At 62.6% G+C, this 12,729-nt stretch carries 13 protein-coding genes and 1 pseudogene; 12 read left to right on the top strand and 2 right to left on the bottom strand.

What is annotated here, in order from left to right:
- Positions 1-7 precede the first annotated feature (7 nt).
- The 11 genes and pseudogenes from antC (at position 8) to M3I54_RS27635 (ending at position 10,330) form a co-directional block, all read left to right on the top strand.
- Positions 8-1,081: pseudogene (gene antC / locus M3I54_RS45185) on the top strand (anthranilate 1,2-dioxygenase electron transfer component AntC).
- A 68-nt stretch (positions 1,082-1,149) separates the two neighbouring features.
- Positions 1,150-1,587 (top strand): RidA family protein, encoded by a 438-nt coding sequence (locus tag M3I54_RS27680; RefSeq protein ID WP_254341852.1) that lies wholly within the window; start codon positions 1,150-1,152, stop codon positions 1,585-1,587.
- Between the two features lie 49 nt (positions 1,588-1,636).
- On the top strand, positions 1,637-2,164 hold the full coding sequence (locus tag M3I54_RS27675) for a 3-hydroxyanthranilate 3,4-dioxygenase (protein WP_254341851.1): 528 nt from the start codon (positions 1,637-1,639) through the stop codon (positions 2,162-2,164).
- A gap of 83 nt (positions 2,165-2,247) precedes the next feature.
- Complete coding sequence (locus M3I54_RS27670) at positions 2,248-3,210, top strand: LysR family transcriptional regulator (protein WP_254341850.1); 963 nt, start codon at positions 2,248-2,250, stop codon at positions 3,208-3,210.
- Between the two features lie 125 nt (positions 3,211-3,335).
- On the top strand, positions 3,336-4,823 hold the full coding sequence (locus tag M3I54_RS27665) for a 2-hydroxymuconic semialdehyde dehydrogenase (RefSeq protein WP_254341849.1): 1,488 nt from the start codon (positions 3,336-3,338) through the stop codon (positions 4,821-4,823).
- On the top strand, positions 4,823-5,647 hold the full coding sequence (locus tag M3I54_RS27660) for a fumarylacetoacetate hydrolase family protein (protein WP_254341848.1): 825 nt from the start codon (positions 4,823-4,825) through the stop codon (positions 5,645-5,647). Before M3I54_RS27665 ends, M3I54_RS27660 begins: the two co-directional genes overlap by 1 nt.
- Positions 5,641-6,594, top strand: coding sequence for an acetaldehyde dehydrogenase (acetylating) (locus tag M3I54_RS27655; RefSeq protein WP_309249646.1), 954 nt, complete (start codon positions 5,641-5,643; stop codon positions 6,592-6,594). Before M3I54_RS27660 ends, M3I54_RS27655 begins: the two co-directional genes overlap by 7 nt.
- A 4-nt stretch (positions 6,595-6,598) precedes the next feature.
- Complete coding sequence (dmpG, locus tag M3I54_RS27650; RefSeq protein ID WP_254341847.1) at positions 6,599-7,639, top strand: 4-hydroxy-2-oxovalerate aldolase; 1,041 nt, start codon at positions 6,599-6,601, stop codon at positions 7,637-7,639.
- Entirely contained in the window at positions 7,636-8,406 is a 771-nt protein-coding gene (locus M3I54_RS27645) for a 2-keto-4-pentenoate hydratase (protein ID WP_254341846.1), read from the top strand. Before dmpG ends, M3I54_RS27645 begins: the two co-directional genes overlap by 4 nt.
- 54 nt (positions 8,407-8,460) lie before the next feature.
- Complete coding sequence (locus M3I54_RS27640) at positions 8,461-9,480, top strand: amidohydrolase family protein (RefSeq protein WP_254341845.1); 1,020 nt, start codon at positions 8,461-8,463, stop codon at positions 9,478-9,480.
- A gap of 271 nt (positions 9,481-9,751) precedes the next feature.
- On the top strand, positions 9,752-10,330 hold the full coding sequence (locus M3I54_RS27635; RefSeq protein WP_254341844.1) for a porin: 579 nt from the start codon (positions 9,752-9,754) through the stop codon (positions 10,328-10,330).
- Between the two features lie 153 nt (positions 10,331-10,483).
- Here the strand turns inward: M3I54_RS27635 and M3I54_RS27630 are convergent, their stop codons facing one another.
- Positions 10,484-11,602, bottom strand: coding sequence for an alkene reductase (locus M3I54_RS27630; RefSeq protein WP_254341843.1), 1,119 nt, complete (start codon positions 11,600-11,602; stop codon positions 10,484-10,486).
- Between the two features lie 247 nt (positions 11,603-11,849).
- Here M3I54_RS27630 and M3I54_RS27625 point away from each other — a divergent pair, with 247 nt between their 5' ends.
- Positions 11,850-12,233, top strand: a complete 384-nt coding sequence (locus M3I54_RS27625; RefSeq protein WP_254341842.1) for a tautomerase family protein — start codon at positions 11,850-11,852, stop codon at positions 12,231-12,233.
- A 26-nt stretch (positions 12,234-12,259) separates the two neighbouring features.
- Here the strand turns inward: M3I54_RS27625 and M3I54_RS27620 are convergent, their stop codons facing one another.
- Complete coding sequence (locus M3I54_RS27620) at positions 12,260-12,712, bottom strand: MaoC family dehydratase (protein WP_254341841.1); 453 nt, start codon at positions 12,710-12,712, stop codon at positions 12,260-12,262.
- Between the last annotated feature and the right edge of the window lie 17 nt (positions 12,713-12,729).

Raw genomic sequence — 12,729 nt, 5'->3', positions numbered from 1 at the left:
CCACGAGATGAGCCATAAGGTCGCGTTCAGTTTTGCCGACGGCAAGACCGTGTTCTTCGATGTTCGTTCGAACGAACTCCTGCTCGATGCCGCGCTGCGCAATGGCGTGAACATCCCGCTCGATTGCCGCGAGGGCGTGTGCGGAACCTGCCAGGGACGCTGCGAATCGGGCAGCTATACGTTGGACTATGTCGACGAAGAAACCCTGTCCGCCGATGATCTCGCCGCACGCAAGATCCTGTCCTGCCAGACACGCGTGCAATCCGATGCATCGTTTTACTTCGACTTCGATTCGAGCCTGTGCAGCGCGGGCGGCACGACGTCGATCACGGGGCAGGTCACGGCCGTCAAGCAGGTGTCCGAAACGACGGCCATCCTGCATGTGGACGCGAGCGCTCACCCGGGACGGCTCGATTTCCTGCCCGGACAATATGCTCGCCTGAAGATCCCGGGCGCGGGTGTGTGGCGCTCATATTCGTTCGCCAACCGGCCTGACGACAACAACCAGCTGCAGTTCCTGATTCGTCTGTTGCCCGACGGCGCGATGAGCAACTATATGCGCTAGCGCTGCGAGCCGGGCCAGACGATCGACTTCGAGGCGCCGCTCGGCACGTTCTATCTGCGGGAGGTGGAACGCTCGCTGGTGATGGTCGCGGGCGGGACTGGCCTGTCCGCGTTCCTGGGCATGCTCGACGATCTCGCGCACAAGGGCGGCTGTGGGCAGAAGGTCCACCTCTACTATGGCGTGACGAACGCGCGCGATTTGTGCGAACTCGATCGTTTGAAGTCCTACGAGGAGCGCATTGCGAACTTCGCTTGCGACATCGTGGTGATGAATCCCTCTGAGGCATGGCGGGGCAAGACGGGGCTCATTCCCGAACATTTCGACCGCGGGACGCTCGAAGCGAATCCGTTCGACATGTATGTGTGCGGACCGCCGCCGATGGTCGAGGTCATCAAGACGTGGCTTGCGAGCGAACGGCGCAGCGTGGCCCTGTGCCTTGGGTCGCCGGTATTCCAGTGCGGAATATCGCAAGCGGAAACTTTGATTATCCGCGGTCCCACGCGCTGCCTAGACTGACTAGCGCGAGGTGATGCCTTGAACGGCACAGCTCCGATGGCACAAACGTAAGACGATAGGACAGTGGAATGAACCAGACAGTTGCACATCGCGTGGTCGAAGGCAAAGCCACGCCGCGCGGGCGCTTTCCCCATATCGTTCGCGCCGGCGATTTTCTGTTCGTCTCGGGCACGAGTTCGCGTCGCCCCGACAACACCTTCGTGGGTGCGTCGGCAGACGGCTTCGGCACGGCGACAGTCGATATCCGCGAGCAGACACGCGCGGTCATTGAAAACATCCGCGGTATCCTGCGTACGGAGGGGGCGGACCTGAGCAACGTCGTCGAGATCACGGCATTCCTCGTCAACATGAACGATTTCGGCGGCTACAACGAGGTCTATGCCGAGTACTTCGACGAGACCGGCCCGACCCGGACGACGGTGGCGGTTCACCAGCTGCCGCATCCGCTGCTGACCATCGAGATCAAGGCGATCGCCTACGCACCGCGCAGCAGCGCGGCGCAGTAGTCCAGCAAATGCACGGCCATATTCAGCAATACACAGGAAGGGGACAACCATGGCGCATTACGGCAAGCCGTTCAACTTTGCTCGCTGGATCGACGAGCATGAGCATTTGTTGAAACCGCCTGTCGGCAACCAGCAAGTCTGGCAAGACAGCGATCTGATCGTGACCGTCGTTGGCGGCCCGAACCATCGGACCGATTTCCACGACGATCCGCATGAAGAGTTCTTCTATCAGCTGCGCGGCAACGCGTACCTGAATCTGATGATCGACGGCAAGCGCGAACGCGTCGAGCTGCGCGAAGGCGACGTATTCCTGTTGCCGCCGCATGTGCGTCATTCGCCGCAGCGCCCCGAGGAGAACAGCGCTTGCCTCGTGATCGAACGCCAGCGCGCACCGGGGACGATCGACGGCTTCGAATGGTATTGCCTGAACTGCGACGGTCTCGTGCATCGCGTCGAGGTGCAGTTGAAGGACATCGTAGCGGACTTGCCGCCGCTCTTTGCTGCGTTTTACGAATCGCCGGAAAAACGCACTTGTCCGCACTGTGGCGCCGTACACCCGGGCCGCGACGCAATATGAGCGGGCCAGGGCCGCGCTAACGGCCCCGTCAACCCGCCGCTGCTAAGATCGAGGTTCACGTCTCCCTGATCGACGGCGCCATCATGCATCGCTATCCTCTTAGCCAGATAGGCCTGAGCCGCAATCTGAAACTCAGCCAGCTGCTCGTATTCGATCGCGTGATGGAGACCGGATCGATCCGGCGCGCCGCGACCGATATGGGCCTCACGCAGCCGGCTGTGACGAAGGTCATTCAGGAACTCGAATCGTCGTTCGAAGGTGCGTTGTTCGAGCGTCATAGCCGCGGCGTTATTCCGACCGACCTCGGCCGCGTCGTCGGTCGGCGCGTCAAGTCGTTGCTCGCCGAGTTTCGGCACATGTCAGAAGAACTCGACACCTTCCGTTTCGGCACGGCGGGGCATGTCGTCGTCGGCACGCTGATCTCGGCGTCGGCTCATCTGTTGCCGGCTGCGATCACTCGCCTGAAGTCGCGCGCGCCGGATGTGCTTGTCACCGTACGGGAAGGGCCAACAGCGCAGCTCTTTCCCTTGCTTGCCACCGGCGAACTCGACATCGTCGTCGGCCGCTTGCCGGAGGTCGAGCTACCGATTGCCGACGCATTCCCGCTCACGCATCACAAGCTCTTTGACGATTCGCTGGCCGTCGTCGTCGGCAGCGGACAGGAAATGGGCAATGCGTCGATCGGTTCGCTGCGCGATCTCGCGGACGCACCGTGGATTCTCCCAACGCTGGAGTCGCCACTGCGCTACGCAGTAGAGCGCATGTTTCGGCAGGCAGGGCTGAAGCTGCCTGCCGATATCATCGAATCGCTTTCGGTACTGACGAATCTCGGCATCCTGCTGGAGGCGCCGCGCGTGGCCGTCATGCCGCGCGTAGCGGCCACGCGCTTCATGCGGGCGGGCCTGCTGCGCATTCTCGACATTCCCGAGAGTGGGTCGTTCGGCACGGTGGGCTATTCCGTGCGCTCCAATAAGGAACTCAATCCGGCCTGCGAGTCGTTCGTCCACTGCCTGTGCGAGGTTGCCAAGGCATCGGCATCGGCATAGGCGCCGTGCACGTGTGCGTCGGTGTGATATTCCATGCCTTTATATCGGCGGTGCGAGTTTTGATTATTCGGCGCGCCCAGGCACTCCTACACTGACTACACATCAATCAGTCAGCAGGAACGCCCATGAATGCCAACGCCCGAGCCAGCGCTGCCTTACCGACGCGCCTGCGCCATTTCATCGACGGTGAGTTCGTCGACGGTGCCGAAACCTTCGCTAACCTGAGCCCGATCGACGGCCGCGAACTTTCGCGTGTCGTGGAAGCGGACGCGGTTGCTGTCGACGCCGCCGTGAAGGCCGCGCGTCGTGCGCAGCAGGGTCCGTGGCGCCGTCTGAGCGCCGCGCAACGCGCGGACTGGCTGTATCGCATTGCGGATGGCATTCAGGCGCGCTTCGACGATTTCGTCGCGGCCGAAGTCGCCGATACGGGGCGCCCGATTACCCAGGCGCGCAGCCTGGACATCGCGCGCGGCATCGCGAACTTCCGCACGTTCGCGGATCTCGTGCGGACCGCGAGCGGCGAGTTCTTCGAAACCTCGACGGCCGACGGCGAGATGCTCAACTACGTGACGCGCAAACCCCTCGGCGTAGTCGGCGTGATTTCGCCGTGGAATCTGCCGCTGCTGCTGTTCACGTGGAAGGTCGCGCCGGCACTCGCAATGGGCAACTGCGTCGTGGCCAAGCCTTCGGAAGAGACGCCCACCTCGGCCACGCTGCTCGCGGAAGTCATGCGCGATATCGCCTTGCCGCCGGGCGTGTTCAACCTGATCCACGGTCACGGTGGCAACGCGGCCGGCGAATGGCTTACGCGCCACCCCGACATTGACGCAATCACGTTCACGGGCGAGTCGAAGACCGGCAGCACGATCATGAAGGCCGTGGCTGATGGCGTAAAGAACGTATCGTTCGAACTGGGCGGCAAGAACGCGGCCGTGGTGTTCGCCGACGCGGACTTCGACGCGGCAGTGGAAGGCGTGCTGCGTTCGAGCTTCACGAACGCGGGGCAGGTGTGCCTGTGCTCCGAACGCGTCTACGTCGAGCGGCCGATCTTCGAGCGCTTCGTCGCCGCGCTCAAGGAGAAGACGGAGATGCTGAATGTCGGCTCGCCGTATGAAGCGGGCACGACGACCGGGCCACTGATCTCGAAGGGCCATCGCGAGAAAGTGCTCGGCTATTACAAGCTGGCCGTCGAAGAGGGCGCGACGGTTGTCACGGGCGGGGGCGTGCCGCAGTTCGGCAACGATTGCGACAACGGCGCGTTCGTTCAGCCGACGATCTGGACTGGCCTGCCCGACACCGCGCGCTGCGTGACCGAGGAAATCTTTGGGCCGGTTTGCCACATCGCTCCGTTCGACAGCGAAGAAGAAGTGGTGCGCCGCGTGAACGATAGCGCCTATGGTCTCGCCGCCACCGTGTGGACCACGAACCTCGGCCGCGCGCACCGCGTGGCGCCGCAAATCGAAACCGGCATCGTGTGGGTCAACGCCTGGTTCGTGCGCGATCTGCGTACGCCTTTCGGCGGCGCGAAGCTCTCGGGCTTCGGTCGCGAAGGCGGCCGCCACTCAATGGACTTCTACTCCGAGCTGACCAACGTTTGCGTGAAGGTGGCGTAATGGCGACCGAGCTCCAGGCACTCCAGGCCATTGCGGACACGCTCTGGCAAGCGCAGCACCTGCAACCGTTCAACGCCGTGCAGCCGGTTCGTGAAGCGATCGCCGCGCTCGACGGCGACCCGCTCGCCAATGCTTACCGCGTGCAGCAGATCAACACGCAGCGGCAACTCGAAGGCGGCGCCCGGCTCGTCGGCCGCAAGATCGGGCTGACGTCGGTGGCGGTCCAGCAGCAGCTCGGCGTCGATCAGCCGGACTTCGGCATGTTGTTCGATCACATGGCGTATGGCGACGGCGAAGAGATTCCGTTTGCACGCACGCAGCAGCCGAAGGTCGAGGCGGAGATCGCGCTCATTCTCGAACGCGACCTGAGCTACGAGCGCCATACGATCGCGGACATCATCGGCGCGACCGCCTATGCGCTGCCCGCGATCGAAGTGGTCGGCAGCCGTATCGCGCAGTGGGACATCCGCCTCGCCGACACCGTGGCCGACAACGCATCGAGCGGCCTCTTCGTACTCGGCAACCGGCCGGTCAAGCTCGAAGCGTTCGACATCGTCGGCTGCGGCATGGTCATGGAGCGCGGCGCGGACCAGGTGAGCGTTGGCGCGGGCGCGGCCTGCCTCGGCAATCCGCTCAATGCAGCCGTGTGGCTCGCGAACAAGATGGTCCAGGTCGGTGCGCCGCTGCGTGCCGGCGACATCGTGCTGACCGGCGCGCTCGGCCCGATGGCCGCAGTGAATCCGGGCAACGTGTTCACCGCGCACATTCAGGGCCTCGGCGCCGTTCGGGCGCTGTTCTCCAATCAAACGGAATCGGCATCGTGAAAGACAACACTCGACTCTCCGTTGCCGTAATCGGCTCCGGCAACATCGGCACGGATCTGATGATCAAGATCATGCGCAACAGCAAGCATCTGGAAATGGCGGCGATGGTCGGCATCGACCCGAACTCCGACGGTCTCGCGCGCGCCGCGCGCCTTGGCGTGGCGACCACGCACGAAGGCGTGGCCGGTCTCACGCGCCTGCCGGTGTTCAACGACATCGACTTCGTGTTCGACGCGACTTCCGCAGGCGCGCACGTGAAGAACGACGCGCTGCTGCGCACGTTCAAGCCTTCGATCCGCGTGATCGACCTCACGCCCGCCACAATCGGCCCGTACTGCGTGCCGGTCGTGAACATCGACTCGCATATCGAAGCGCTCAACGTCAACATGGTGACGTGTGGCGGCCAGGCCACGATTCCGATGGTCGCGGCGGTGTCGCGCGTCGCGAAGGTTCACTACGCGGAAATCGTCGCGTCGATCAGCAGCAAGTCGGCGGGCCCCGGCACGCGCGCCAACATCGACGAGTTCACGGAAACGACGTCGAAGGCGATTGAAGTGGTGGGCGGCGCGGCGAAGGGTAAAGCCATCATCGTGCTGAATCCGGCCGAGCCGCCCGTCATGATGCGCGACACGGTTTATACGCTCTCCGAAATGGCCGACCGCGAGAAGGTCGAGCAATCCATCGAAGAGATGGTCGCGAAGGTACACGCCTACGTGCCGGGCTATCGCCTGAAGCAAAAGGTGCAATTCGATGAGATTCCGGCCAGCGCGCCTTTGAATATTCCGGGCCTCGGCAAGTTCAGCGGCCTGAAGACCTCGGTGTTCCTCGAAGTGGAAGGCGCAGCGCACTATCTGCCCGCTTACGCAGGCAACCTCGACATCATGACTTCCGCCGCGCTCGCCACCGCCGAACGCATGGCGCAGACGCTTCTGAGCGTGGAGGGATAAGACCATGAACAAGAAACTCTACATCTCCGACGTGACGCTGCGCGACGGCAGCCACGCCATTCGCCATCAGTACTCGATCCAGAACGCGCAGGACATCGCCCGCGCGCTGGACAAAGCCAGGGTGGACAGCATCGAAGTCGCCCACGGCGACGGCCTGCAAGGTTCGAGCTTCAACTACGGCTTCGGCGCGCATAGCGACCTCGAATGGATCGAGGCTGTGGCCGATGTGGTCACTCACGCGCAGATCGCCACGCTGCTCCTGCCCGGCATCGGCACGATTCACGACCTGAAGGCCGCGTACAACGCGGGCGCGCGCATCGTGCGCGTGGCCACGCACTGCACGGAAGCCGACATCTCGAAGCAGCACATCGAATACGCACGCGAACTGGGCATGGACACGGTGGGCTTCCTGATGATGAGCCACATGACCACGCCGGAAAACCTCGCGGTCGAAGCGAAGAAGATGGAAAGCTACGGTGCGACCTGTATCTACGTGGTCGATTCGGGCGGCGCGCTCACGATGAACGACGTGCGCGACCGTTTCCGTGCGGTCAAACAAGTGCTCAAGCCCGAAACGCAAACGGGCATGCACGCGCACCACAACCTCTCGCTGGGCGTGGCGAACTCGATCGTCGCAGTGGAAGAGGGGTGCGACCGCGTCGATGCGTCGCTCGCCGGTATGGGTGCCGGCGCGGGCAACGCGCCGCTCGAAGTGTTCATCGGCGCGGCGGAACGTATGGGCTGGAATCACGGCACCGACCTCTACACGCTGATGGACGCCGCAGACGACATCGTGCGTCCGCTGCAGGACCGACCGGTGCGCGTGGACCGGGAAACGCTCGCGCTCGGCTACGCGGGGGTGTATTCGAGCTTCCTGCGCCACTCGGAAGTGGCTGCGAAGAAGTACGACCTGAAGACGGTGGACATTCTCGTCGAACTGGGCAAGCGCCGGATGGTGGGCGGCCAGGAAGACATGATCGTCGACGTGGCTCTCGATCTGCTGAAGACAAAGCAAGGGCAGCCGGCGGTGGAGGTGGCGCAATGAATATCGAACACGCAGCGCGCTATCTCGACGACGCGGCCCGCGAAGCGCGTGCCGTCGAGCAACTGAGCACGAGCACGCCATTCCCGGTCGAAGACGCGTATCGGATCCAGCGCGCCTCGATTGCACGCCGCGAGGCGCGAGGCGAGCGCACCATCGGCGTCAAGCTCGGCTTCACGAGCCGCGCGAAGATGATCCAGATGGGCGTGGACAGCCTGATCTGGGGCTGGCTGACCGACGCAATGCTCGAGGAGGACGGCGCGCCCGTCGACCCTGGCCGTTTCATCCACCCGCGTGTGGAGCCCGAGGTGTGCTTCGTGACGAAGCGCGACATCGATCGCCCCCTCACTGCGCTCGAAGCGCATGCGTACCTCGAAGCCGTCGCGCCCGCGATGGAAATCATCGACTCGCGCTACGAGGCATTCCGCTTCACGCTTGAAGACGTGATCGCTGACAACTGCTCGAGCGCCGGCCTCGTTATCGGGCCATGGTCGCAGCGCTTTGACGGGTTGCGCAATGCGGGGGTGCTGATGCGCTTCGACGGCCGTGATGTGCAGATCGGCTCGACGGGCGCGATTCTCGGTGATCCGTTGCGCTCGATCGTGCAGGCTTCACGCGTCCTTGCCAGCGCTGAAGTCGTGCTGCCGGCGGGCTCTCTGATCATGGCGGGCGCCGCAACTGCCGCCCAGGCCCTGACACACGGGTTGCACGTGCAGTGCGTGATCGGCGGTCTCGGCCAGGTGGAATTCACGACGCGCCGCCCGGGTTGAGCGGCATCGGATAGACCTCAACATACGAAGCGGCGAAAGCCGGAGTTTCAGGCCATGACATTGCGAATCGACATTCATTCCCACTTCTTTCCGCCGATCACGCGGGAAGAAGCCGCGCGCCTCGACGCGCAAGATGCGCCATGGCTCGCGCTCGATGCGAGCGGCGAGACCGGCATGATCATGAGCGGCGACCGGCCGTTCCGTCCCGTGACGCGCCCGCTGTGGGATCCCGTAAGACGCATCGAAGAGATGGACGCACTTGGCGTCGACGTGCAGGTGATGTGCGCGACGCCCATTCTGTTCGGCTATCGCTATCCGGCGAAGACGGCACTGGAATGGGCGCGGCGCATGAACGACCGGGCGCTCGAACTGTGCGTCACGGCGCCGAACAGGCTCGTCACGCTCGCGCAAGTGCCGCTACAAGACGTCGAGCTTGCCTGTGCCGAGGCAACGCGCGCGTTTGCCGCCGGCCATCGCGGCGTGCAGATCGGCAATCATGTCGGCCCCAGGGATCTCGACGACGAGAGCCTCATTCAGTTTCTTACGCACTGTGCGAACGAAGGCATTCCCGTGCTCGTGCATCCGTGGGACATGATGACCGACGGCCGCATGAAGAAGTGGATGCTGCCGTGGCTCGTCGCGATGCCGGCGGAGACGCAACTCAGCATTCTCTCGCTGATCCTCTCGGGCGCCTTCGAACGCATTCCGCGCTCGCTGAAGCTGTGCTTCGCACACGGCGGCGGCAGCTTCGCGTTCCTGCTTGGCCGCGTGGACAACGCCTGGCGCGAGCGCGACATCGTTCGCGAGGATTGTCCGCAACTGCCTTCGTCGTATGTGGGCCGCTTCTCGGTGGACAGCGCGGTGTTCGATCCCGGCGCGCTGCAACTGCTGGTGAATGTGATGGGCGAGGAGCGCGTGCTGCTCGGTTCCGACTATCCGTACCCGCTCGGCGAGCAGCGGATCGGCGGCCTGATCGACACTCACCCGGGCTTCAGCGCGCACACCAAGGCGTTGCTAAGTGGCGAAAACGCGCAGAAGTTCTTCGGGTTGGAAACGTTGGAAAAGGCCGCGTAACACAGCCGGACTGCGGGAAGAGAACAGGAAAGCCCCGCTATGCAGGGCTTTTCGTGCTTGGGTGACCGATCCAGAGGTTCGCGTCCGAATACTTGATATGGAATCCGTATAAAGACGAAGATCGACTGGAGGGTGGAATTTCTTTCAAGGGGGCGATCGTTTTTTTCCGTTTTGTTTTGTACCGATCCATAGCAACATCGATTCGGATCTGGGCAACGCCAGATAACAGCGTATCGAACATAAACGACTAGATGTTGCAAAGGAGATCGGTGTGGGCATCGGAAAAGACGTAAGGCTGTGGGGTGGCGTAGGCTGTCTTCTGCTGGGCTGTTCGTCCGGCGCCTATGCGCAAAGTAGCGTCAATATTTCGGGATTCATCGGTGCGGGGATCGGCTATACGAGCAACGTGGCCGGGCACTCGAGCATCTACCAGGACTCCGGTGTTCTGCGTCCCAATACGCTGTCGTTCATTGGCAAGGAAGACCTGGGCGGTGGCGTCAAGGCGCTCTTCTATCTGGGCACGCTGTTCTCCATCAACAACGGCGCAATCCTCGGTGCGCCCAGCAGTCTGTTCTCGCGCGAGTCCTATGTCGGGCTCTCCAATCAGTATGGTCAGGTGACTTTGGGTCAACAGCGCGATTTCATGTTCGATACCCTCACGGTGAATCAGTACTCGGGTACTTACTATCAGGGGCTCTGGGGTGCTCACCAGGGACCGTTTCCGACATTCGGCGTGCCTTACGTAATCGGTGGCTCGTACGACTTCGATCGCCTCAACGGCGAGGCGCTCAACAACGCCGTCAAGTTCAGGAGCGCGAACTTGACGTGTTCTACGCCTCGGCCATTGTGATGATCGTCATCATTCCGCTGATCTGGATTACGAAAAGGCCGGGCAAGCCGGCGGCGGGAAGTGACGCGGCAGCCGCGGCACATTGAAACGTAGAAAAGTTGAAGCATCGGCGCGGTATCCCCATTACCTTAGGGGCACCGCGCCGATGCAGTTTCAGGCGGCTTGCTGGTTGAACGAAGGATAGTCGGTATAGCCTTTCGCTTCACCGCCATAGAACGTGGCGCGGTCATAAGGATTCAACGCGATGCCGCTGCGAATCCGCTCCGGCAGATCGGGATTGGCGATGAAGGAGCGCCCAAAGGCAATCGCGTCCGCGACACCGCTCTCGACGGCGTCCATCGCCGTATCAGCCGTGAAGTTCCCGGCTGCAATCAATACGCCGGGCCACTCGGGCCGAAAGAGCCCCGCAGCCGAGGCGGGCACATCCTGGTGATCGACGTCGGCGCGGCCAGCGCCACTCGAACGCGGCTCGATCAGATGGAGATACGCAAGTCCCTGCTTGCCAAGCTCGCGGATCACATGGCGATAAAGCGGTAGCGGATCGGCTTCGCCGCTGCCGTAAGCCCTCCCATAGGGCGAAAGCCGCACGCCCACCCGGTGTGCACCGAAGACGTTCGTCGCCGCTTGTGTCACCTCCAGGAGCAGCCGGCTGCGGTTTTCGATCGAGCCGCCGTAGGCATCGGTTCGCTGATTGGATCTCGATTGCAGGAACTGCTCAAGCAGATAGCCATTCGCGCCATGCAGTTCGACGCCGTCGAAACCGGCGGCCAGCGCATTTCGTGCACCTCGCGCAAAGGATTCGATGATGTCGGCAATCTCGTCGGTCCGTAGCTCTCGCGGGGTCTCGTAGGAAACGAAGTCGAAGTTTGCGGTCCACGCGTTACCTTCGGCAGGGATCGCGGAAGGCGCGACCGGCAAGGTGCCGTTGGGCTGAAGCGATGAATGAGACACGCGGCCCACATGCCAGAGTTGCAGAAAGATCCGGCCGCCCTTTTTGTGCACGGCATCGGTCACGAGCTTCCACCCACTGATCTGCTCGGGCGAGTGAATGCCAGGGCTTGCGGGCACGCCCTGTCCGAAAGGCGAGACCTGTGAAGCCTCGGCAATAAGGAGTCCGCCGTTCGAGGCGCGTTGTGCATAGTATTCGGCATTCAGATGGTGTGGCACATTGCCGGGCCGCTGTGCGCGCATGCGCGTGAGCGGCGCCATGACGACGCGATGGGAGAGGGCATAGGGCCCGAGCTGGATGGGAGAGAAGAGAGACGACGACATTTGCGAACCTTCCTTGGAGAACAGCCGCGTCCGGCTGGCACGGGGTTGCCAGTCAGGCCCGGCCTGGAAACTGGAATATGATGAGACGCTCCGATGTGAGTATATGCACACATCGGAGCGTCAACGCGAACCCTTGCATACAATATTTCGGATAAAAAGGGGTCTATGTGCGTATGAAGCCGCTCCCACGCGTCAGTGCGCGCAGGTAGTGCCGTGCTTGAATCTTTCCATCCAGCAGGAGATAGTCATGCCAATTGTTCGAATCGATATCATGAAGCGCACCGATCCCACGTTTGTCGGCAAGGTCGGCAAAGTGGTCTACGAGTCGCTCAAGAGCGCCGTCAACGTACCCGACCGGGACAATTTCCAGATCCTCGGCGAGCACGACGAGAAGCATTTCGTGTACGACCCGACCTATCTGGGCATTGAGCGAACCGACGATCTCGTCATCATCCAGATCACCCTCAACGAGGGGCGAACCGTGGAGCAGAAAAAGCTGCTGTACAAGACGATTGCGGATCGCTTGAAGGACGAGTTGGCCGTACGACCGCAAGACGTCTTTATCGGTCTCGTCGAGGTCAAAAAGGAGAACTGGTCCTTCGGCAACGGCGTGGCGCAGTACGCGGTCTGACGCCCAACCGGTAATCCCCGGCGGCTTCAGGCGGGTCGGCGCATGACGAGTAGTTTTGCGGTCAAGTCCTGTACGACGTCCCCGTGCTGATTGATCGTTTTGGAGCGCAGTACGAGCACACCACGATCGGAGCGTGAGCGTGACGGGATCAACGCTACGACCTCGCTTTCGACGTGCAGCACGTCGCCGGGGCGCATCGGCTTCGTCCACTGGATTTCGCCGCCGAGGCCGAGCACCCCGTGCGAGAGCTTCGGCCCGCTCGTAACGAGCAGGCGCATGGTGATCGCCGCAGTATGCCAGCCACTCGCCGCGAGTCCGCCGAACATCGACTCGCGCGCCGCTTCATCGTCGAGATGGAACGGCTGCGGATCGAACTCGCCTGCAAAGCGTTTGATATCGGCGGCGCTGACTTCGTGCGTGCCGGTGGTGAAAGTGTCACCGACCTTGATGTCGTCGAGATAGAGCGTTTCGTGGCCCATGTCTGTGTCCTGTGAGA

The organism is Paraburkholderia sp. CNPSo 3274, assembly GCF_024206475.1.
GTDB lineage: Bacteria > Pseudomonadota > Gammaproteobacteria > Burkholderiales > Burkholderiaceae > Paraburkholderia.
The sequence above is the reverse complement of the archived record's forward strand: the minus strand, read 5'-3'. Positions and strand labels throughout refer to the sequence as shown.